Here is a 21,199-nt window from a genome sequence, read left to right as displayed (position 1 = left end):
CGCGCGCGAGCCCGTGATCAACAGGGGGCGCGGTGGTCAGAAATGCGTGCCGCCGTCGACGCGGATCTCGGTGCCGGTGATGAACCTGCCGTCCGAGGAGCCGAACATCGCGACCACGGACGCCACGGTCTCCGGGCCGGCGAACCCCTGGCCGAGCGCGGGGGCGAGCTTGGCGAACAGGTTCACGTCGGCGTCGGCGGGCAGCCGCGGCCCGCGGCTCTGCCCGCTGACCCCACTGCCGTCGGTCATACCGCTGGAGATGGAACAGTCGCCGGCCGCGCCGGACGAGGAGGCGGCCGCTGCGCTGCCGCGGACCCGGGGGCTGCTGCGGGCGGCCGCGGGCGATCCCGTGCTGCGCGCGGTGTGGTACCGGGTGAACCAGGAGTCCGAGGAACGGCTCGTACCGGTCGTCGCCCGCCTTGCCGACGGACGTCTGGAAGCACTGCACGTACGCCTGGTCGCGGCGGCGGCCACGGACGCGATCCGCATCGCGCTGGAGACCTGGGCCGGCACGGAGGCGGGTGTCGCGGGCGAGAGCTCCCCGGCCGCGCTCGCACTGCGCTGTCTGCGTCAACTCCTGGGCGGCATCGGCATTGATGGGTTGGGTCCGACCGGTGACAACGGGGAGCCTCTACGGGCCGGCCCGTGACGCGGCTGATCCGCCGCCGCCCGGTGAGGAGGGTACGACGGCGGTGCTCTGCCTCGACGGTGCCCGGGGGCATTGTCAGTGGGTCCCCTTACCGTGAGGAGCAGTTGAGGACCTGCTGGAACGGCCGCGGGTCCGTCTGGGGGAGGGGTCTGCCATGTCCACGGCGTCCGCGGTGTCGACGACGTATCTGGAGCTGTCGCAGGAGGGCGGCGGCGCCCACAAGTTCTACGAAGTGACCGTCGCCGGCCAGGTGGTGACGGTGCGGTACGGCAGGATCGGCGCCGCCGGGCAGACCCAGACGACGACGTTCCCCACCGCGGAAAAGGCGCGGGCCGCCGCCGCGAAGAAGGTGGGGGAGAAGGTCCGCAAGGGATACGCCCCGGCGGCCCAGGGGCAGCGTGCGCCCCGCGCGGTGACCCGGCGCCAGGTCAGCTCGGCCCCGTCCACCGCGCGGGCCGTGGCGCCCGTGCTGTGGCGGTTCCGCACCGGCTCCGCCGCGTTCGGCATCCATGTCGACGACGACCGTTGCTGGGTGGGCAATCAGGCCGGTGACGTCTACACCCTGGACCACGAGGGCGCGGTCCTGGCCCGCTTCAGCCTGCCGGACGGGGTGAAGTGCCTGGTCGCCGACGACTTCTGGATCTACGCCGGCTGCGACGACGGCAAGGTCTACGACCTGTCCTCCAAGCTTCCCTTCGCCGCCTACGACATCGCCGCCGACGTCGACATCTTCTGGCTGGACATCCACGAGGGCGTCCTGGACGTCTCGGACCGCGAGGGCCGGCTCACCGTCATCGACCACGAGGACGAACACCAGTGGTCCCGGCGGAGCCAGGGCGAACACGCCTGGATGGTCCGGGCCGACGACCGGGCCGTCTACCACGGTCACCACCGGGGGGTCACCGCCTACGCCCCGGACGGCGGCGGCGAGCTGTGGCACACGCCCACCCGGGGCGCCGTGCTGTTCGGCTGGCAGGAGCAGGACGCCGTGTACGCGGGCACCGCGCACCGTGTGGTCCAGCGACTGGCCAAGGACAGCGGCGCGCTCGAGGCGACGTACGCGTGCGACAGCCCGGTGTACTCGTGCGCCACCTCACCGGGCGGCCGGTTCGTCTTCGCCGGGGACGCGGCCTCGTCCGTCTACTGCTTCGACCGGGACGGCACACGGCTGTGGAAGCTCGGTACGGGCAGCGGCTCGGCCCTGTCGATGCAGTATCGCGACGGGCGACTGTACCTGGTCACCACCGACGGTTCGCTGGTGTGCGTCGACGCGAGCGAGGCGGCCATCGCCGCGGCCCAGCAGGGCACGGTGCCCGTGGCGCGCGACATCAAGCTCGCCGCCGCCCTCCCGACGTACGCCCCGGCCACAGCCGTGGCCGCCGTGGCCACGGTCACCCAGGCACCCACCGGATCGATCGTGGTCGAGTGCGTCCAGGAGAGCGGCCGGCTCCGGGTCCACGTCCTCTCCGACGGCTACGACCCCTCCTGGAACGTCCAGTTCCCCCGAGCGATACGCGAACCCGGCGCCCGCTACGTCGTCGACGCCCTGCACCCGGCGGCGGGCGGCTTCTACCGGGTGCGGGGCGACATCCGACGGCTGCTCTGACGGAACACCACGCGCTCACCACACCCGACGCCGACTCTCACGGCGCATCACGCCGGTGCGCCGCCGAGCAGCCGGCAGGGCAATTCCCGCTCGTCGGCGGTGCCCGGGCTGCCTGGCTCGGCCCGGTGCGAGCAACCGGGCGTCCGGCCGCCGGGGAGAGGCCCCAGCGAAGCGAGCAATCGGCGAGGCGATGATGTGCCCGCGCCCGGAGTCATGGGCGTACGGCCGCCGCCCTGTCCAGGATGTCCCGTGCGACGGGGAGCGCCTCGGCGTGGTCTGTCGGGATCAGGCCGATGCGGGTGCGGCGGTCCAGGAGGTCGGACTCGTCCAGGGCGCCCTCGTGCCGGACCGCCCAGAGGAGTTCGGCGCGGGTGACGGGGTGGCCGGGCAGAACCGGTTCGGCCAGGGTGGGGTCCTGGGCGGCGAGGGCGTGCACGGCCGCGGCTTCGGTGCCGTGGCGGCGGACCAGGTGGCGGGGTGCGGGCAGCGCGCGCAGCCGTTCGGGGGCAGCGGCGCCGACCAGTGGCAGTGCGGCGGTGCGGGAGGGGCCCGTGCGCAGGCCGCGGGCCTCGGCCGCGGCGTCCACCGCGTCCTCGGCCATCCGCCGGTAGGTGGTGAGCTTGCCGCCGACCACGGTGGTGACCCCGTCGGGGGAGGTCAGTACCGCGTGCCGGCGCGAGATGTCGGAGGTGCGGGCCTGGCCGTCGCCGTCGGAGGTGTCCAGCAGGGGGCGCAGCCCGGCGAAGGCGCCGACGACCTCGTCCCGGCGCACCGGCGCGTCCAGGACGGATCCGAGCACGTCGAGCAGGAAGCCGATGTCGGTCTCGGGGACGTCCGGGACATCGGGTATGTCGCCGTCGACCGGCTCGTCGGTGAGGCCGACGTAGACCCGGCCGTCGCCCTGGGGCAGGACCAGGACGAAGCGGTTGCTCTCCCCGGGGATCGGGACGTGCAGACCGGCCGGCAGGGAGCCGAGCCGCTCCGAGCGCAGCACCAGGTGGGTGCCGCGCGAGGGCCGTATCCGGATGCCGTCGGCAAGGGCCCCCGCCCACACCCCGGTGGCGTTGATCACCGCGCGGGCCTTGATCTCGCCCTCCTCGCCGGTGAGTTCGTCCCGGATCCGGGCGCCCGTCCCGGTCAGCTCCAGTGCCCGCACCCGGGTCAGCACCCGGGCGCCGTGCGCGGCGGCGGTCCGGGCCAGGGCGGTCACCAGGCGGGCGTCGTCGGTCACCTTGCCGTCCCAGGACAGCAGCCCCCCGCGCAGCCCGGCCGCACGGACCGAGGGCGCCAGATGCCGGGCCTCCGTCGCCGACAGCCGGCGCGGCGCGGGCAGGACCTGCCGCGGGGTCCGGGCGGCCAGCCGCAGCATGTCACCGGCCCGGAACCCGGTCCACGCCAGCGAGGCCTGCGCCCGGGACACCAGCGGGGTCAGCGGCAGTACGAACGGCTGCGCGGCCACCAGGTGCGGGGCCGTACGGGTCATCAGCACCCCGCGCTCGACCGCGCTCTCGTGGGCGACGTCGAACTGCCCGGAGGCCAGATAGCGCAGCCCGCCGTGGATGAGCTTCGAGCTCCAGCGGGAGGTGCCGAAGGCCAGGTCGTGGGCGTCCACCGCGACGACGTCCAGTCCGCGGGTCGCCGCGTCCAGCGCGGCCCCGGCGCCCGTGGCGCCGAGCCCGACGACCAGGACGTCGGCCACCCGGCCGTCCGCGGCCTCGGCCAGTTCCCGGCCGCGCCGGTGTGCGCTGAGGGACGAGCCGGGCGCGGCCTCGGTGTGGCTCATGGCGTCAGGGTCCTCTCCAGGAGGGTGCGCAGTTCCCCGAGGAAGGCGGCGGAGTCCAGCTCCGGATCGTCCTCGTCGGTCATCGTGCGCAGGGACAGGGTGAAGGACTGCACGGTCAGCAGGAGGGCGCGGGCCTGCCGTTCGACGTGGCCGGGCCGTACGGATCCGTCCGCGTGGCCCTCGCGCAGCGCGTCGCCCAGCAGCGCCAGAAGCGCCTCCTGGCTGGCGCCGCGCCGGTCGAGCACGTACGGCAGGAGCAGTTCCGGGTCGACATCGACGATCTTGCGGAAGAGGGGGTGCGCCCGGAACGCCTCGACCCCGGCCACCAGTCCGTCCACGATCCGGGCACGTGTGCTGGTGCCCTCGGCGGGCTGCGGTATGGCGCGGGTGGCCACGTCGACCCACTCCCGGGTCATCAGATCGCCCACCAGAGTCCGCAGGTCCGGCCAGCGGCGGTAGAGCGTCATCCGGGAGACGCCGGCGCGGCGGGCCACGTCGGCGAGGGTGGTGCGCCGTACTCCGACGGCCAGTACACAGTCGCGTACCGCGTCGAGGACGGGATCGCTGTCCGAACCGTTGCCCGAACCGTTGTGACGAATAGGCGTCATGTGTCACAGTGTAACGCCCCGGGGCCCGGACGGAAGCGGCCGGCCCGAAGGCGGCAGCCGAACCGCGCGGAACCCAGCGCACCGACCAGCACACCGACCTGTGAGGACGACCGTTCAATGGACATGCTGTGGAACGGCTGGGGCGACCCGGCCAAGGCGGCACCGCTGCCCGAGACGGTGACCGGGCTGCTGCGCGACCTGTTCGGCGTCAAGCCGCGCACCACACCCGCGCTCGCCCTGGAGGACATCCGCCCGCCCGCCCCCACGGCCGAGCCCGCCGCCCTCAAGGCACTCGCCGACGCCGTGGGCGGCGACCAGCACGTCCGCACGGACGCGGAGAGCCGCATCCGGCACACCCGCGGCAAGTCCACCCCCGACCTGCTGCGCATCCGCACCGGCGACCTCGCCGACGTCCCCCAGGCCGTCGTCCTGCCCGCCACCCACGACGAGGTCCTCGCCGTGCTGCGCGCCTGCGCCGCGCACGGCCTGGCCGTCGTCCCCTTCGGCGGCGGCACCTCCGTCGTGGGCGGACTCGCCCCGCAGCGCAGCGCGTTCATCGCCCTCGACCTGCGCCGCATGAACGGCCTGCTCGACCTGGACCCCGTCTCCCGCACCGCCGTCCTCCAGCCGGGCCTGCGCGCCCCCGAGGCCGAAGCCCTGCTCGGCGAACACGGCTTCACCCTCGGCCACTTCCCGCAGTCCTTCGAATGGGCCACCATCGGCGGCTTCGCCGCCGCCCGGTCCAGCGGACAGGCGTCCGCCGGATACGGCCGCTTCGACGAGATGGTGCTCGGCCTGGCCCTCGCCACCCCCGAGGGCACCATCGAGACCGGCCGCGCCCCCCGCTCCGCGGCCGGACCGGACCTGCGCCAGCTGATCCTCGGCTCCGAGGGCGCCTTCGGCGTCATCACCTCCGTCACCGTACGGATCCGCCCCCTGCCCGAGGTGCGCGTGTACGAGGGCTGGCGGTTCGGCTCCTTCGAGGAGGGCGCCGCCGCACTGCGCCGGCTCGCCCAGGACGGGCCCCGGCCGACCGTGCTGCGCCTGTCCGACGAGACCGAGACGCTCATCGGCCTTGCCCAGCCCGACGCGATCGGCGCCGGCCTGGCGCAGGGCGGCGCCGGCTGCCTGGCGATCACCGGGTACGAGGGCACCGCCGAGGACACCGCCTACCGCCGCGAGCGCGCGGCGGCCGTCCTGACCGACTGCGGTGGCACCCTGGTCGGCGCCGAACCCGGCGAACGCTGGGCCCACGGCCGCTACTCCGCGCCCTACCTGCGCGACGCCCTGCTCGACGTCGGCGCCTTCGCCGAGACGCTGGAGACCGCGGCCTTCTGGTCGCGCATCCCCGAGCTGTACACGGCCGTCCGCACCGCCCTGACCGACACGCTCACCCAGGCCGGCACCCCGCCCCTGGTCATGTGCCACATCTCGCACGTGTACGAGAACGGCGCCTCGCTGTACTTCACCGTCGTCAGCGCCCAGGGCGAGGACCCGGTGGCCCACTGGACGCCCGCCAAGCACGCGGCCAACGAAGCCGTGCTCGCCGCCGGCGGCACCATCTCCCACCACCACGGGGTCGGCACCGACCACCGCGACTGGTACGTCCGCGAAGCCGGCCCGCTCGGCGTCTCCGCCCTGCGCGCCGTCAAGCGCCGCCTGGACCCGGACGGCCTGCTCAACCCGGGCGTCCTGCTGCCCACCGACTGACCCACCCGATCCGACCGCCTGCCTCGGAGGCACACCGATGCGCCAGTTCACCGCCGTCGTCAACCCCACCGCGGGCGGCTCCACCGGGGCGGCGACCCTGCTCCACCTGGCCCGTCTCCTGCGAGAGGGCGGGGCCGAGCTGGAGACGGAGTACAGCCGCAGCCTCGCCCACGCCCAGGACATCGCCCGCGCGGCAGGCGAGCGCGGCCGGATCGTCCTGGCCGTGGGCGGCGACGGCATCGCCGGCGGCATCGGCGGCGCGCTCAGCGGCACCGGGACCGTGCTCGGCCTCGTACCCGCCGGGCGCGGCAACGACTTCGCCCGCGCGCTCCACCTGCCCGCCGAGCCGGCCGCACTCGCCGACATCCTGCTGCACGCCGAGCCCCGGCCCGTCGACACGATCGAGGTCGAGTCGGCCGTCCACCCGCGCACCGTGGTGCTGGGCAGCGTGTACGCCGGCGTCGACGCCGAGGCCAACCGGCACGCCAACAACGTCCGGCTGCTGCGCGGCGCCGCCTCCTACTACGCGGGCGGCCTGCGCGCCGTCACCACCTGGCGGGCGGCCGACTACCGCGTCACCGTCGACGGCGAGGAACACACCCACCGCGGCTACACGGTCGTCGCCGCCAACTCCCCCTACTACGGCTCCGGCCGGCTCATCGCCCCCGACGCGCGCGTCGACGACGGGTTGCTGGACATCGTGCTGATCCGCGAGGCCCCGCGCCGGCTGTTCTTCACCATGATGAGCGAGTTGAAGACCGGTGCCCACGTCCGCCGCCCCGAAGTGCGCGTCCTGCGCGGCCGGGAACTGCGCATCGAGGCCGACCGTCCCGTCCCCTACGGCGCCGACGGCGAGGTGGAGGCCACCTTGCCGGTGACGCTGCGGGTGCGGCCCGGGGACCTGCCGGTGCTGTACTGACCGGAGACCTTCCGGCACACCGCGGGAATCCCCGCCCGGGGCTCCCGAAGGAGCGGCCACCCGTCGGTTCCGGCGCATCACCCGCCCACCCGTGGGTAGGCAACCAGCGCCTGGGGAAGGGGCGGTGGGACCATGACGCTGGAGTCGGCCGAGGGCGTGGTGCGGGCGGTGGTCGTGTACGACGGGCGGCTGTTGCTGGTGCCGGACGGAGACGGCTGGGGGCTGCCCTCGGGCACCCCGCAAGCGGCCGAGCCGGCCCAGGCCACCGCGGCGCGGATCGTCTACGAGGTCACCGGTTACCTGGTCGACGGCACCGAGCCGCTGGAGCCGCGGGACACCGCGGGGGAGACGGCGGTGGTGTGCCAACTGCTCAGCGAGTCACCGTCGGACGGGGGCCGCCTCACGCCGGAGCAAGTGCGCTGGGCACCGATCGGGGAGATCGCCGGCACCCCCTTGCCCGGCGTCGTACGGGACTACCTGCGGGGACACACACCCGCCTGAACCGACATGTGGCCGGCCGTGTGCGGAGACGGACGAACAGCCGGTAGGGCCGCCGGCGTTCGCGTGGGCCGGCCAGGACGGCCGCCGCGGTTCGTCGCGGGCCGCGCGGCCGGCGGCTCAGCGGTCCGCCGCAGGGGCGGGCGGCGGACCGAGGAACCGCTCCCGGTCCACGACGGCACGCTCGATCTCGCCCGATGCGACCACCCGGCCCGAGCCGTCGACGGCCCGCACCGCGAAGGTGAGCCGCCGGCCCGCCGGGGAGGACGGAGGCTCCGCGGTCACCTCGACCTCGCCGCCCACCCGCGTGGTCCGCAGATGCTCGACGCGGACCGCGGTACCCACGCTGGTCTCGCCCGCCCCGAGGTACGGCGCCGCGGCTCGCACGGTCGCCGCCTCCATCCACGCGATCAGCCGCGGTGTCGCGAGCACGGGTACATCACCGCTGCCCACCCGCACAGCGGTGTCGGCATCGGTCACCAGGTGCCGCATCACACCACGCTAGCGCCGGAACCCCGGAGCCGCTTCAGGAGCGGAGAGGCGAGCTCTCCGGCGCGGCGTCGCCGCCACGGGGCCGGCGAGGACCAGAGGTCCGCAACTCGCCGACTCAGAAGGGTCGGACTGCTGATCTCGGTCGCTCTCCGTGAGCCCGCACGGGAGCTGAGCTGCGTCGTGGGCGTCGGATCGGCGGCCTGGGCCTTCCGCTTGCGGCACCCCCGGCACCGGGGTTCAGTGAGTACTGACCCCACGGCCCCCACCGGATACCGCCCCCTCGCGCGCCAGGAGCTGTCATGTCGATGTCGTTCGGTGCACAGTTCGGTTCGTCGGATCCGTTCAGCGAGCTACTGAATCGTTTCTTCGGCATGTCACCGGCGTCATCGCCCCCCGCGGTACAGCGGGTGCCCATCGGACGGCTGCTGACCGAATCCTCGCAGGGACTGCTGAGCCTGGCCGTCCAGCGGGCCGTCGAGGACGGCACCTCCGACCTCGACACCGAACACCTGCTCTGGGCGGCCACCCAGGTCGACCCCTCACGCAGGCTGCTCTCCCAGCTGGGCATGAACCCCGACACGCTCGCGGTCGAGCTGGCCAAGATTCTGCCGCGGGAATCCGCCGAGCCCTCCGCCCAGCCCGGCCTCACCCCGGCGGCCAAGCGCACGCTCCGCGCCGCCTACGCCGAGTCCCAGGCGGCCGGTGTGTCCTACATCGGCCCCGAGCACATCCTGAGCGCCCTGATCGGCGACAGTGAGACGGGCGCCGCCCGGATGCTGCGGGCCGAGGGCCTGGACGCCAAGCGGCTCGCGGGCCTCACCGAACAGGCGGCGGCCCGCACCGAAGGAGCCCCCGCCGAGCGGAAGAAGCCGGCCACCACCCTCGACGAGTTCGGCCGCGACCTCACGGAGGAGGCTAAGGCCGGCAAGCTCGACCCGGTGGTCGGGCGGGCCGGGGAGATCGAGCAGACCGTCGAGATCCTCTCCCGGCGCTCCAAGAACAACCCCGTGCTCATCGGCGAACCCGGCGTCGGCAAGACCGCCATCGTCGAGGGACTGGCCCAGCGCATCGTGGCGGGCGAAGTCCCCGACACCCTGAAGAACAAGCGGGTCGTCGCGCTGGACCTGTCGGGGATGGTGGCGGGCGCCCAGTACCGGGGGCAGTTCGAGGAGCGGCTGAAGAAGGTCATCGAGGACGTCCAGGCGGCCGGCGGCGACATCGTCCTCTTCATCGACGAACTGCACACGGTCGTCGGCGCCGGCGCGACCGGCGAGGGCTCCATGGACGCGGGCAACATGCTCAAGCCCGCCCTCGCGCGCGGGGAACTCCATGTCGTGGGCGCCACGACCATCGACGAATACCGCAAGTACGTCGAGAAGGACGCCGCCCTGGAGCGCCGGTTCCAGCCCGTGATGGTCCCGGAGCCCACCGTCGAGGAGACCGTGCAGATCCTCGAGGGGCTGCGCGACTCCTACGAGGCCCACCACCAAGTCCGCTTCGACGACGCTGCGTTGGCGGCCGCCGCCGAACTGTCCGACCGGTACGTCAGCGACCGTTTCCTGCCCGACAAGGCGATCGACGTGATGGACCAGGCCGGCGCCCGGGTACGGCTGCGCAGCGCGAGCCGCTCCACCGAGATCGTCAGCCGCGAGGACCGTATCGCCAAGCTGCGCCGGGAACTCGACCAGGCCGTGTCCGCCGAGGACTTCGAGAAAGCCTCGGAACTGAAGCGGGAGATCGCCGAAGTGGAGGGCGAACTCGCCGGCATCGAGGAGCGCCGCGAGGGCATCGTCTCCGTCACCGCCGCCGACATCGCCGACGTCGTCTCCCGCCGCACCGGCATCCCGGTCTCCCAACTCACCGCCAGCGAGAAGGAGAAGCTCCTGCGGCTCGAAGAGGAGATGCACGCGAGGGTCGTCGGCCAGGACGAGGCGGTCACCGCGGTCTCGCAGGCCGTGCGCCGCAACCGCGCCGGCATGGGCGACCCGAACCGCCCCGTCGGGTCCTTCCTCTTCCTCGGCCCGACCGGTGTCGGCAAGACCGAACTCGCCAAGACCCTCTCCGCCCTCCTTTTCGGCGAGGAGGACCGCATGATCCGGTTCGACATGAGCGAGTTCCAGGAGAAGCACACCGTCGCCCGGCTGGTCGGCGCGCCTCCCGGATACGTCGGCTACGAGGAGGCGGGCCAGCTCACCGAGAAGGTCCGCCGCCAGCCCTACAGCGTGGTGCTCTTCGACGAGGTGGAGAAGGCCCACCCCGACATCTTCAACACGCTGCTTCAGATCCTGGACGACGGACGGCTGACGGACGCCCAGGGCCGCACCGTCGACTTCCGGCACTGTGTCGTCATCATGACCTCCAACATCGGCGCGCACCGCATCCTGGACCACAAGGGCGATGTGTCCGACCTCAAGGACGCGCTGATGGACGACCTGCGCGGCAGGTTCCTGCCCGAGTTCCTCAACCGGATCGACGACATCATCATCTTCCACGCCCTGACCGAGGACGACCTGAGCCGGATCGTGGACCACCTGCTGGACCAGAGCAAGCGCAAGGTGCGCGCACAGGGCATTGGCCTGGAAGTCACGGAATCGGCCAAGAAGCTGCTCATCGCCCACGGTCACCAGCCGGAGTTCGGCGCCCGCCCGCTGCGCCGCACGATCCAGGCGGAACTCGACAACCGCATCGCCGGCCTGCTGCTCAGCGGCGAGGCCGAGCCCGGTGACACCATCGTCGCCGACGTACAACACGACTCGCTGCACTGCTCGGTGCGGAGGAACGAATCCGGAGCACCGGCCGCGCCGGGCGCCACGGCACCGGCGGGGTAGCGGAACACACGTCGACCCGTTACGAAGACCGACCCGTCCCGATCGACACCACGACCGCCGTCGCCGGTCCGTCCGGAGTGTCGTAGTCAACGCTGTCGCCGGGCCGGCGCCCCAACAGGGCGCGGCCGAGCGGGCTGTCGGCGGTGACCAGCATCTGGTCCAGCGCTTCGGCGACCTCGCCGATCTGGAGGGTCTCGGTCGCGCCGTCCGGGAAGCGGACGGTGACCGTGCTGCCCACGCCGACCACGTCGGTGGGGGCGGGACCGGCCAGGTCCGCCTCGCGGAGCCGTTCGGTGATGTCCCCCATCCGACGGTCCAGGCGCTTCAGCTGCTCGGCGCGCTGCAACTCGTCGGCTTGGTCGGCCTGGTCGCCCACCGAGGTGGTGTCCTTGAGCGTCCCCGCGACCAACCCGCGCTCGGCCTCCAGGTTGGCCAGCTCCTGCTCCAGCGCGCGACGAGCCTGGGCGCTGATCGGCGCCGGATCACCGGTCATGTCTGCTCCTCTGCTGTGGACGGCAGCCGGACGGGAGGCAAGAGTCCGGCATGTCGCATCATAGAGGGATTCATTCACTCCCCCTCGGTTGCGGTGGAGCAGAGTGAAGTGTCGATATATCGTGCTTATGTCCATATCCCCGGAGCCGGTTGTGCTCCGTTCGCGGCAGTGTGGAGGCTCCCATGTCCTCGAAGCGACGTCGGAAGAAGAAGTCGCGCCGTAATCACGCGGCCAATCACGGACGCCGCCCGCAGTCCTGACTCGGGCGGCGAGGGGGGGAGGGGGGACGTGAACGCCCCGCCCCTCAACCCTCCAGGGCGTCACGGACGCTGGGGTAGCAAACGAGGAGGGAAGTGAGGCCGACGATCTCCAGGGTCCGCAGCACGGGCCTCCGGACTCCGGCCAGCCGTAGCCAGCCTGTCTGAGCGTGGGCCTGATGAGCGGCGATGAGGACGTTGATGCCGCTGGAGTCCATGAACGGCACGCCGCTGAGATCCGCGACGGTGCGCGGCGCCGTGTCGGGGTCCACCGGGGTCAGGGCCTGGCGCAGGGCGCCGGACGTGTGATGGTCGACCTCCCCGGTCACCGAGACGACGGTGACCCCGTCGACGGTGGAGCAGGTCACCGACAACCCTGCCGGTTCCGCCTGTTCGCTCAAGTCTCCCGTGTCCGTCACGCGTCCCTCGTCCAGCTCGCCGATTACGCCCCGTGCATTCCTCACCGGGCAGTTGCCCCGGATCGCGCGAAAGATGCCGGTCGGCCGTGCCTCGACGCGATACCCACCCCTGGACTCCCTACAACCTCTTCTGCTCCTCCTATGTCCAGTACATGACGTCCGGGTCGGCAAGGGCCAGGTCGCCGCCGTTTCCACGCACCGACGTCATGCACCGACGTCACGCACCGACGGTGTGGACCGACCCCATGTACCGAAGCGCAGGGCGACCTGGCGGAGGGTGCGCCCGGCAGCCGGGTGACCGTCACGGCGACCCTGCGCAACGACGGCCCCGGATGGATCCGGAACCAGGAGAGCGACGACCAGCCGGCCCTGGTGGTGCGGATCCCGGCAGGAACCGTCGCCAAGAGATCGGGAAGACGGCCCGGGACACCAAGGGCGAGGTGACGGCCGGCTCGGTGTACGGCATCCACCCCGCGTTCGACAAGAACCCGGCGAACGACACCGCCTACCTCGCCGTCGACGTGTCCGGCGACGACGACCCGGGCACGAGCACCTCCGGCGGCACCACGACCGGCGGCACCACGACCGGCGGGGACACGGGCAGCAGCGGCTCCGGCACGGGGGGCCAGGGCAACGACCCGCACGGCCAGTCGACCGGCGGCTCCGGGACCACGGGCACCTCCGGCACGACGACCACCTCCGGTACGACCGGCGCGACGGGCACCTCCGGGACCTCGGCGGCCACGACGTCCGCTTCGGGTACCGCGACCGGCGGCACCCTCGCGAGCACCGGCAGCGACGGCGTGCCGTTCCTGGCCACGGTCGCTGCGGGCGCGACGGCCCTCGGCGGCCTGGTGCTGGTGGTGGTACGCCGCCGGGGCACCGCGAAGTAACCGGGCACCGCGGGACACGGAAGCCTTCCGTCGCAGATCGTTGGCGTCTCCGCCGAGCAGAGCGACCGGATCGGCTCGTCGCCGCCGGGCTCCCGTGGCTGCCGCCGCTCAGGATGCCAACGGTGCCGCACAGTCACGCTAGGCGGGCGACTCACCTTTCTATCCCCAACCTGTGTTGTTTCTAGAATGGACGGGTGGAAGACATTGACGCGATCGCGGTGCTGCAGGATCCGGTGCGGCGGCGCCTGTACGAGTACGTGGCGGCGCAGGGCCGTGAGGTCGGTCGCAACGAGGCCGCCGAGGCGGCCGGGGTGGCGCGCACGCTCGCTGCGCATCATCTGGACAGGCTGACCGAGGCCGGGCTGCTGGAGAGCGGTAGCCGTCGCCTGACGGGTCGTTCGGGGCCGGGTGCGGGCCGTCCCGCCAAGGTGTACACGCGGGCGCGGGCCGAGCGGTCGGTGTCGCTGCCTGCCCGCGACTACCGCACCGCCGCCGAGCTGCTGGCCGAGGCCGCCGAGCAGGCCGGGCTGGACGCCGGGCTCTGCGCGGCCGCCCGCCGCCGGGGTGAGGCCCTGCGCGGCTCGAAGGCACCGTGCGGCGGCCTGGAAGAGGCCATGGAGATGCTGGCCGCCCGCGGCTACGAACCGCACCTGGAAGGTGTCGAGGGTCTGCAGGACGCCGAAGGCGCCGAAGGGACGACCAGGGCAGCGGTACACGTCGTCCGTATGCGCAACTGCCCCTTTCATGCCGTCGCCGAGCGCTTCCCGCCGCTCGTCTGCGGCATGAACCTCGCCCTGCTGGAGGGGCTGCTCGGGACGGACGGGCCCCTCCGTGCTCGCATGGACGCCCGGCCGGGGGAGTGCTGCGTGGTGGTCGAGACTTCTAAAAACAATGGCCATTGACATAGAAAACGGGCCGTGCTGGGATGAGGCCATGACCGCATCCGCGCATGCCGCCCACCTCGCCCAGCTCAACGTCGCCACGCTCCGCCACCCCCTCGACGACCCGCGCATCGCACCGTTCGTCGAGATGCTCGACCCTGTCAACGCCGCTGCCGACGGCGCGCCCGGCTTCGTATGGCGGCTCGTGGAGGAAGGGGCAGCCGACGCCACCGGCCTGCGCCCGGCGGGCGAGGACGTCATCGTCAACCTGACCGTGTGGGAGACCCAGGAGGCCCTGTGGGACTTCACCTACCGCAGCGGTCACCTGGAGGTGATGCGTCGGCGCCGTGAATGGTTCGAACGGCACGTCGAGGCGCACCTGGTGCTCTGGTGGCTTCCCGCCGGTCACCTCCCGACCGTCGGCGAGGCCCTGGAGCGGCTGGCGGACCTGCGGGCGCACGGGCCGTCCCCGCGCGCGTTCACCTTCGGCTCCTCCTACACTTCCGCCGAGGCCGCCCAGCACCTTCAGGCCGTGCCGCAGGCCGCCCGGACCGCGCGGCCGACGCCGGCCGGGGACGCGGCGGCGGTGTAGGGCAGGGACGCTCGATCCAGCAGGGCGGGGGCACCGGCCTCAGGACGGTGATCAGGCGTGCAGTTGCCGGTCCCCGCGTCGTTGTGCTGATCGCGGGGGTGCGGGGCGGCCGCTCGGCCGGCCGGGGCGGGGACGGCCCTGCCGTCGAGCCGTCCTGTCGCGGAGGCCGCCCACTGACTGACGCTGCCTCGGCGGGCCTGTCCTGCCGGTGGCCACCCATGGCAAAGTGATCAAGTTGGACTGCCTGTGGTTGGGGGGAAATGCGTGAAGCGACTTCTTGGGTCGGCGATGGTTGCGGCTATGGCCACGGTGGCGCTGGCCGGCTGTGGCGGCAGTGGAGAGAGCGGAAACCCATCGATGAACGGCCCGGGACAGAAGGACGTCCCATCAGGGCCCTACCGGTTGGAGATGCCCAAGTCGGTACTCAAAGGCACCTTCACGGAGTCCGACCATGCCGAGCCCGATCCGAACATCGCGTCGATGCTCTCCGGCCGGATCGAAAACGGCGTCTCCGCGTTCGCCGCCTATCAGCCCGCCGGCCGAAAGTCGGAGACTTCGGTGCCCGTGCTGGCGGTGACCGGGGTGTACGGAACCGTGCTCAGCCCGGTCACGGCCCGCGACGAGTTCCTGAAGATCCTCGACAGCCGGATCCCGGACAGGCGCTCCACCGTGATCATCGGCCCCCGTACGATCACCCCCCAGGGCTCCTCGAAGCCCGTCTCCTGCCGGATTGTTCGGGGCGCCGATCAGTACGGAACGACCTGGCAACCGGACTGTTCCTGGGCGGACGGATCGGCCGTTGTCGACGTGACGCAGACCGTGGACTTCGCCAAGCCTCCTGGCGAATTCGACCTTGAGGCCTTCGCGGCCAAGACGGCGACCATCCGCAAGGAGGTCCGCGCCCCCATGGCGCCGTAACCGTTCGAGCTTCGTCGAACCCGGCCCGTGCTCAACCTCTTGGTCCTCCGCAACCTGTTCCGATCCTGGGCATCGGAGTTGTCGTCGAGGGCCCTTGAAGAAGTGGCTGGAGTCCGAGTACTACTGCGCCCGCGGTCACCTGCCGCTCGAAGGAATCCCGGTTACGCACGGACAGAACGAGAGCTTGTAGAAGATGCCTGCGGCGAGAGGACGGCGCGGCCGGGCGGCCGATCTGCCACTCGGACTCGCAAGCTCTCGTGCGCCACCCTCGCAAACCAAAGTGAACCGGTCCACGCCGGATCTGCTACGTCTACGAGATCCGCGATGACACCGGCTTTGAATTTTACGGAGCAGACCAGCTTGGCCATCACCAAGCTGTCGCTGTCGGCGCAGTGGCCCGCCTGGTCAAAGAAGCAGGACCGTGCCGCCGGACCGGTCTGCGCGGAATGCGACTACGACCTGCGCGAGTTCACGGACGAGTCACGAGTGCCGTTCGACGTCCGCCTGCCGGAGTGACCCAAGACGCGGCGGCTGGTGTGCGGGCAGTGCTGCAACGACGGCCTAGACGAGATGGAGCGCCTGGCCGCGCTCGTCGGGAAGCCGTCGTGAACGCGGGCCGCCGCCAACCCGCCCCGCCCAGGGTGGCCAGCAGACGCCCGGCTCCGGAACTGACGCAGCACCTCAACAGCCCTCGCAGACCGAGCGCCGCGGCCGCAGCCGGTGACCGGGCCCCAAGAGCCGGACAGAAGACTTGTGTGCCCGGCCAGGCTCCCAGCAGGCGCGCAGCTCAAAACGGGCCGTCCGATGCCGCCTGACTTCGCCGGACAGCGCCTCGTGACGCGGGGCCGGCCCGGTGCTGCGTTCGCCCCCGCGGCACCGACGCCTGGTAAGCCGTGGCCGACCGGCGCGACGTGCGCTTCCGTGCCGTATGCGTGTGAGTACGGCGACGACGGGAACCAGCCGGGCGCCGTGCACGTTGCACGGGTACTGGCGTCGTCCGCTACCTCGGGGGAGGTCGGCAAAGGGGGAGGGACATGAAATCAGTGATCGACCTGACGGAGTACGGCGACGCACTGCGTCGGGACCCGCACCCGGTCTATGCACGGCTGCGCGCGCAGGGCCCCGTCCACCGGGTCCGGCTCGCCAGCCCGGCAGGGGCCTGGGAGACCTGGCTGGTCGTGGGGTACGAGGAGGCGCGGGCCGCCCTCGCCGACCCCCGGCTGGCCAAGGACACCGCCAAGATCGGCGAGGTGCCGCTGGACGAGCAGTTGATCGGCAAGTATCTGCTGACGGCCGACCCGCCGCAGCACACACGCCTGCGCAGTCTCGTCGCGCGCGCGTTCACCATGCGCCGGGTCGAGCAACTGCGCCCGCGGATCCAGCGGATCACCGACGAGCTGCTCGATGACATGCTGCCCCGTGGCTGCGCCGACGTCATCGACTCCCTCGCCTACCCGCTGCCGATCACGGTCATCTGCGAGCTGCTCGGCGTCCCCGAGATGGACCGCACCGAGTTCCGCAAGATCTCCACCGAGGTGGTCGCCCCTACCGGCGAGGACAGAGAGCGCGCGGCAATCGTCCGCCTCGCCGAGTACCTCACCGAGCTGATCGAGGACAAGCGCCGCGCCGGGCCGACGGGTGATCTGCTGAGCGATCTGATCCGCACCACCGCCGAGGACGGCGACCGGCTCTCCGTGGAGGAACTGCGGGGCATGGCCTACCTGCTGCTCATCGCCGGCCACGAAACCACGGTCAACCTCATCGGCAACGCCGTCCTCGCCCTGCTCACCCACCCCGCCCAGCTGGTGGCCCTGCGCTGCGACACCACCCTCCTCGACGCGGCGGTGGAGGAGACGCTGCGCTGGGAAGGCCCGGTGCACAACGCCACCTACCGGTACGCCGCCGAACCCTTGGAGATCGCGGGCACCTGGATCGGCCAGGGCGAGGGCCTTCTCGTCGGCCTCGCCGCCGCCCACCGCGACACCGCCCGGTACGCCGAGCCGGACCGATTCGACATCCGCCGCGACACCCGCGGTCACCTCGCCTTCGGCCACGGCATCCACTACTGCCTGGGCGCACCCCTGGCCCGCCTGGAGGGCAGGATCGCGATCGGCACCCTCCTGGAACGCGCTCCCGGCCTGGCCCTGGACGGCGAGCCGGAGGAGTGGCTGCCGGGCCTGCTCATGCGCGGCGTGAGAAGCCTGCCGGTGCGCTGGTAGCGGCGCGACGCCCTACGCCAGTCGGTCGTGCGCGACCGCGACGGAGCACGGCCCTCAGCCGGGCGACGCCTGTCGGTCATCCGGGAGCGGCACCAGGCGCCGCTCCCGGCGGGAGCGCTCGCATGCCTCGGCGATCCGCAGTGCCTGCAAAGCCTCCCGGCCGTCACAGCGGTTGGGCCACTCGCCGCGCACCACCTCCACGAAGGCGTTCAGCTCCTCCTCGTAGGCAGGCCCGAACCGCGCGGGGTAACGACCTCCGCATGGAACTGACCGGGAAGCGCGACACGGTGGTGGTGCGCCTGGACGACCGTACGCCGCTCGTCTCCACCGAGCCGAGCGGGCCGCCGCCCGCGGGCAAGCCGTGACCGGAGGTCCTGAAGCCGTTCAACCGGGTCGGCGTCGCCGTATCCGGCCTAACGAGTCGGTGCGTGATAGCGGGCCACGCATGTTCGCTCTCTTAGCGCCGGCCTCCCGCCCACCGTCACACGAGCACCGCGCCTCCGCGCAGCAGCACCCGACTCGCCAGCCAGTACCGTATGCCGGAAGATGTGTGCCGTAATGCGGAAAATGCAAGGGGGTCGTGGGTGAGGGGGCGGGACATGCGACGGTCGGAGGCTGCCCGGTCGTGGTGGTGGCGGGGGCGCCGATGGGGCTTCGGTTCGCAGGTGCTGCGCGGCCCGGCCCAGGTGATGTTCCTGCCCCACGCGTCGACGGGCGCCGTCTTCTGCCTGGCCGTGGCCACGGCCGACTGGCGGTACGGCGCCTACGCCCTGGGAGGCGCCGCCCTGGGCACCGGCGCCGCACGGTTGCTCCAGGTGACCCGCGATCGGGTGGAGGCGGGGCTGGAGGGGTTCAACGCCTGCCTCCTCGCCCTGTGCTGCGCGGTGTTCCTGGACGCGGGCCGGCTCTCCACCGTGCTGCTCGCCGCCGCGGGATGCGTGGTTGCGGCGGTCGCCACCGCGGCGGCCGTAGGGCTGCTGCGCGTATGGCGGCTCCCGCCGCTGACCCTGCCGTACTGCCTGATGGCGAGCGCGGCCACGATCGCCGCGCCCGCCTTCCGACGGATCTGGCCGCACGGCGGCAGCCTCGCCGAGCTGCCCCGCGCCGCCGCCGGGCCGACCACGCCGCGCCTGGGCGAGCTGTGGCGGGCGTTCTTCCGCAACGTGTCCCAGGTCTTCTTCCTGGACGAGTGGTACGTCGGGGCGCGGCTCCTCGCGGGTGTCTTTCTGGTCAGCCAGGTGGCGGGGCTGGTGGTCTGCGCCGGCAGCGCGACCGGCATCCTGACCGCCTGGGCACTCGGCGCGCCCGCGGCCCGGATCGCCGACGGCACGACGGGCTACAACGCGGTGCTCGTCGCCCTCGCCCTGTGCGGGGTGTTCCGGGCCCTTCACGGGCTCGCCTCGCCCGGCTCCCGCCCCGGCCGCCTCGCCCGGCCCTCGCACCCCGGCCCGCCCGCACCGGCCCCGGATCCTCAGGGAGAGCACGTAGACTCCGGCTGCCTTGCCGCTCCGGGCGATGCGGCACTGTCATGAGATGCCTCACCTGTGAATCGCGTGTGCATCTGTGCTGTTTGCGGGACGCGTTTGTTAGATTGCGCAACCACGCAACCGATCTGGCGCAGCGTTTCGCCTGCCCGTACACCGCCGCGCATGCCCGGCCGCTCCGACGGCCGGCCTGACAGGCCCGACCGTTCAGGGGAGTGGGAGATGAGCGACCCGTGGGAGGGGCAGGTCGGCCAGGCCACGCGCAGCCGCGGCGAGCAGGTGCCCGGACAGCGCACGGCCGAGCCGGACAGGACCCGTCCGCCGGGCGGCCGCGCCGCGGCCCGGGCCGCCTCGCGTGCGGGCGGCGGCGGGCGGCCCCGCCGGTCCCGCCCGGTGCCCCGCGGCAGACGGCTGCTGAAGATCGCCGGAATCTGCCTGTCCGTCCTCATCGTGGTCACCGCCGGCACGGGCTGGTGGTTCTACCAGCACCTGAACGGCAACATCCACAGCGTCTCGCTGGACGGCAAGGGGGGCACGGAGAAGGCCGACGCCTTCGGCCGCACCCCGATCAACATCCTGGTCATGGGCTCGGACGGCCGTACCAGCAAGACGGACTGCAAACTCGGCGGCGGCTGCTCGGCGACCGGGGTGCAGACCGGCAGCAACGCGGACGTGCAGATGGTGCTGCACATATCCGCGGACCGCTCCAACGCCACCGTGATGAGCATCCCCCGCGACACCATGACCAAGGTCCCGGCCTGCAAGGACAGCCAGACCGGCCAGTCCACGGCCGGGTACTACGGCCAGGTGAACAGCGCGCTCCAGTACGGCCCCGCCTGCCAGGTGGGCACCGTCCACCAGCTCACCGGCATCCCCATCGACCACTTCGTCAAGCTCGACTTCTCCGGTGTGGTGAAGATGTCCGACGCGGTCGGCGGCGTCTCCGTGTGCGTCAGTGACGACGTGTACGACACCTACTCGCATCTGAAGCTGTCCAAGGGCGCCCACACGCTCGAGGGCGAGGCGGCGCTCGAGTTCGTGCGCTCCCGGCACGGCTTCGGCGACGGCAGCGACCTCGGCCGTACGATCTCGCAGCACATTTTCCTCAGTGCGATGATCCGCAAGTTCAAGAGCGCGGGCACGCTCACCGACCCCACCGCGGTGTACAAGCTCGCCGACGCCGCGACCAAGGCGCTGACCGTGGACGACGGCCTCGGCAGTGTGAAGAAGCTGAGCGCGCTCGCGGCCGATGTGAACAAAGTCCCCACCAAGCGGATCACCTTCACGACGATGCAGACGGCCCCCGACCCGGCCGACAACGACCGCGTGGTGGTGGGCGCCGGCGCGAAGTCCCTGTTCGCCACCATCGCGGGCGACCAGTCCCTGACCACCGGGTCCGGCAAGAGGTCCGCGGCGGCCTCCGCGGCCGCCAAGGCCACGGCCACGGCCACCGCCTCGGCGGTGCCCGCGTCCGAGATCGCCGTGACGGTGGAGAACGGCACCGGTGTCACCGGCCGCGCCTCCGCCGTCGCGACCGCCCTCATCGACCAGGGCTTCAGCTCGGCCACGACCACGGGGAACGCCCCGAGCCCCGCGACGACCACCACCCTCACCTACGGCTCCGGCCAGAAGGCCAGGGCCCGGACGGTCGCCAAGGCGCTCGGTCTGCCCTCCTCCCATCTGAAGCAGGGCACCGGCAGCGGACTGACCCTGGTGGTCGGCAGCGACTGGCCCAGCGGCAGCGGCTATGCGGGCAGGTCCACCGCGTCGCCCGCGCCCGCCGACACCAAGGCCGCCGTCGGAGGTGCCCACGCCTCCACCGCCGACGAGGCCAAGACCTGCGCCAAGGTGAGCCCCTACAAGACGGTCACGCTGAACGGCGTCTCCATGACACCGGCCCAGGCGTACGCGGCGGCACGGAACAAGCCCGACTCCGACGCCTGACCCTGC

At 72.4% G+C, this 21,199-nt stretch carries 20 protein-coding genes and 2 pseudogenes; 15 read left to right on the top strand and 7 right to left on the bottom strand.

Features of this window, described 5'->3' with window-relative positions; all coding sequences use genetic code 11:
• Window positions 1-36 precede the first annotated feature (36 nt).
• Window positions 37-264, bottom strand: a pseudogene (locus tag ACZ7DL_RS25505) (short-chain dehydrogenase); the annotation flags it as partial.
• On the opposite strand from ACZ7DL_RS25505, the gene ACZ7DL_RS25500 reads away from it, so the two are divergent.
• Entirely contained in the window at window positions 260-649 is a 390-nt protein-coding gene (locus ACZ7DL_RS25500) for a hypothetical protein (protein ID WP_470777621.1), read from the top strand. The pseudogene ACZ7DL_RS25505 and the gene ACZ7DL_RS25500 sit on opposite strands and share 5 nt — an antisense overlap.
• A 154-nt stretch (window positions 650-803) precedes the next feature.
• Window positions 804-2,255 carry a WGR domain-containing protein gene (locus ACZ7DL_RS25495; RefSeq protein WP_470777353.1) on the top strand — a complete coding sequence of 484 codons (1,452 nt, stop codon included), beginning with the start codon at window positions 804-806 and terminating at the stop codon, window positions 2,253-2,255.
• A 211-nt stretch (window positions 2,256-2,466) separates the two neighbouring features.
• On the opposite strand, the gene ACZ7DL_RS25490 is transcribed toward ACZ7DL_RS25495, so the two are convergent.
• Window positions 2,467-4,038 (bottom strand): glycerol-3-phosphate dehydrogenase/oxidase, encoded by a 1,572-nt coding sequence (locus tag ACZ7DL_RS25490; RefSeq protein WP_470777351.1) that lies wholly within the window; start codon window positions 4,036-4,038, stop codon window positions 2,467-2,469.
• Window positions 4,035-4,646: a TetR/AcrR family transcriptional regulator gene (locus ACZ7DL_RS25485; RefSeq protein WP_470777350.1), complete on the bottom strand. Its 612-nt coding sequence runs from the start codon at window positions 4,644-4,646 to the stop codon at window positions 4,035-4,037. Before ACZ7DL_RS25485 ends, ACZ7DL_RS25490 begins: the two co-directional genes overlap by 4 nt.
• Window positions 4,647-4,763: 117 nt before the next feature.
• On the opposite strand from ACZ7DL_RS25485, the gene ACZ7DL_RS25480 reads away from it, so the two are divergent.
• The 3 genes from ACZ7DL_RS25480 (at window position 4,764) to ACZ7DL_RS25470 (ending at window position 7,776) form a co-directional block, all read left to right on the top strand.
• The gene (locus ACZ7DL_RS25480) at window positions 4,764-6,356 is read left to right on the top strand and encodes an FAD-binding oxidoreductase (RefSeq protein WP_470777348.1); all 1,593 of its coding nucleotides are present in this window, start codon (window positions 4,764-4,766) and stop codon (window positions 6,354-6,356) included.
• Window positions 6,357-6,393: 37 nt separating this feature from the next.
• Window positions 6,394-7,275 carry a YegS/Rv2252/BmrU family lipid kinase gene (locus ACZ7DL_RS25475; RefSeq protein WP_470777346.1) on the top strand — a complete coding sequence of 294 codons (882 nt, stop codon included), beginning with the start codon at window positions 6,394-6,396 and terminating at the stop codon, window positions 7,273-7,275.
• A gap of 132 nt (window positions 7,276-7,407) precedes the next feature.
• Window positions 7,408-7,776, top strand: a complete 369-nt coding sequence (locus ACZ7DL_RS25470; protein WP_470777344.1) for an NUDIX domain-containing protein — start codon at window positions 7,408-7,410, stop codon at window positions 7,774-7,776.
• Window positions 7,777-7,893: 117 nt separating this feature from the next.
• Here the strand turns inward: ACZ7DL_RS25470 and ACZ7DL_RS25465 are convergent, their stop codons facing one another.
• Window positions 7,894-8,265, bottom strand: a complete 372-nt coding sequence (locus ACZ7DL_RS25465) for a thioesterase family protein (RefSeq protein WP_470777343.1) — start codon at window positions 8,263-8,265, stop codon at window positions 7,894-7,896.
• Between the two features lie 299 nt (window positions 8,266-8,564).
• Between ACZ7DL_RS25465 and ACZ7DL_RS25460 the strand changes: the two genes are divergently transcribed.
• Complete coding sequence (locus tag ACZ7DL_RS25460; RefSeq protein ID WP_470777340.1) at window positions 8,565-11,093, top strand: ATP-dependent Clp protease ATP-binding subunit; 2,529 nt, start codon at window positions 8,565-8,567, stop codon at window positions 11,091-11,093.
• Window positions 11,094-11,112: 19 nt separating this feature from the next.
• On the opposite strand, the gene ACZ7DL_RS25455 is transcribed toward ACZ7DL_RS25460, so the two are convergent.
• Window positions 11,113-11,586, bottom strand: coding sequence for a GreA/GreB family elongation factor (locus tag ACZ7DL_RS25455; protein WP_470777338.1), 474 nt, complete (start codon window positions 11,584-11,586; stop codon window positions 11,113-11,115).
• Between the two features lie 182 nt (window positions 11,587-11,768).
• Here ACZ7DL_RS25455 and ACZ7DL_RS25450 point away from each other — a divergent pair, with 182 nt between their 5' ends.
• Window positions 11,769-11,846, top strand: coding sequence for a hypothetical protein (locus ACZ7DL_RS25450; protein WP_465270406.1), 78 nt, complete (start codon window positions 11,769-11,771; stop codon window positions 11,844-11,846).
• A gap of 44 nt (window positions 11,847-11,890) precedes the next feature.
• On the opposite strand, the gene ACZ7DL_RS25445 is transcribed toward ACZ7DL_RS25450, so the two are convergent.
• Window positions 11,891-12,262, bottom strand: coding sequence for an STAS domain-containing protein (locus tag ACZ7DL_RS25445; RefSeq protein ID WP_470777336.1), 372 nt, complete (start codon window positions 12,260-12,262; stop codon window positions 11,891-11,893).
• A 440-nt stretch (window positions 12,263-12,702) separates the two neighbouring features.
• Here ACZ7DL_RS25445 and ACZ7DL_RS25440 point away from each other — a divergent pair, with 440 nt between their 5' ends.
• The 6 genes from ACZ7DL_RS25440 (at window position 12,703) to ACZ7DL_RS25415 (ending at window position 17,765) form a co-directional block, all read left to right on the top strand.
• Window positions 12,703-13,155 (top strand): hypothetical protein, encoded by a 453-nt coding sequence (locus tag ACZ7DL_RS25440; protein ID WP_470777334.1) that lies wholly within the window; start codon window positions 12,703-12,705, stop codon window positions 13,153-13,155.
• Between the two features lie 194 nt (window positions 13,156-13,349).
• Window positions 13,350-14,057 (top strand): helix-turn-helix transcriptional regulator, encoded by a 708-nt coding sequence (locus ACZ7DL_RS25435; protein WP_470777332.1) that lies wholly within the window; start codon window positions 13,350-13,352, stop codon window positions 14,055-14,057.
• A gap of 31 nt (window positions 14,058-14,088) precedes the next feature.
• Window positions 14,089-14,628 carry a DUF3291 domain-containing protein gene (locus ACZ7DL_RS25430; protein ID WP_470777330.1) on the top strand — a complete coding sequence of 180 codons (540 nt, stop codon included), beginning with the start codon at window positions 14,089-14,091 and terminating at the stop codon, window positions 14,626-14,628.
• Window positions 14,629-14,928: 300 nt separating this feature from the next.
• Entirely contained in the window at window positions 14,929-15,546 is a 618-nt protein-coding gene (locus ACZ7DL_RS25425; protein WP_470777328.1) for a hypothetical protein, read from the top strand.
• Window positions 15,547-15,906: 360 nt separating this feature from the next.
• Window positions 15,907-16,062 (top strand): hypothetical protein, encoded by a 156-nt coding sequence (locus ACZ7DL_RS25420; RefSeq protein ID WP_470777326.1) that lies wholly within the window; start codon window positions 15,907-15,909, stop codon window positions 16,060-16,062.
• A gap of 518 nt (window positions 16,063-16,580) precedes the next feature.
• On the top strand, window positions 16,581-17,765 hold the full coding sequence (locus ACZ7DL_RS25415; RefSeq protein WP_470777324.1) for a cytochrome P450 family protein: 1,185 nt from the start codon (window positions 16,581-16,583) through the stop codon (window positions 17,763-17,765).
• Between the two features lie 54 nt (window positions 17,766-17,819).
• On the opposite strand, the pseudogene ACZ7DL_RS25410 reads toward ACZ7DL_RS25415, so the two are convergent.
• Window positions 17,820-18,068: pseudogene (locus ACZ7DL_RS25410) on the bottom strand (Gfo/Idh/MocA family oxidoreductase); the annotation flags it as partial.
• A 296-nt stretch (window positions 18,069-18,364) separates the two neighbouring features.
• Between ACZ7DL_RS25410 and ACZ7DL_RS25405 the strand changes: the two are divergent.
• Window positions 18,365-19,297, top strand: a complete 933-nt coding sequence (locus ACZ7DL_RS25405) for an urea transporter (RefSeq protein ID WP_470777322.1) — start codon at window positions 18,365-18,367, stop codon at window positions 19,295-19,297.
• Between the two features lie 174 nt (window positions 19,298-19,471).
• Entirely contained in the window at window positions 19,472-21,193 is a 1,722-nt protein-coding gene (locus ACZ7DL_RS25400) for an LCP family protein (protein WP_470777321.1), read from the top strand.
• Window positions 21,194-21,199: the final 6 nt, after the last annotated feature.

The organism is Streptomyces sp. NPDC036984 (assembly GCF_055607665.1).
Note: the sequence above shows the minus strand (reverse complement) of the source record. Positions and strands in the feature narration are given on the sequence as shown.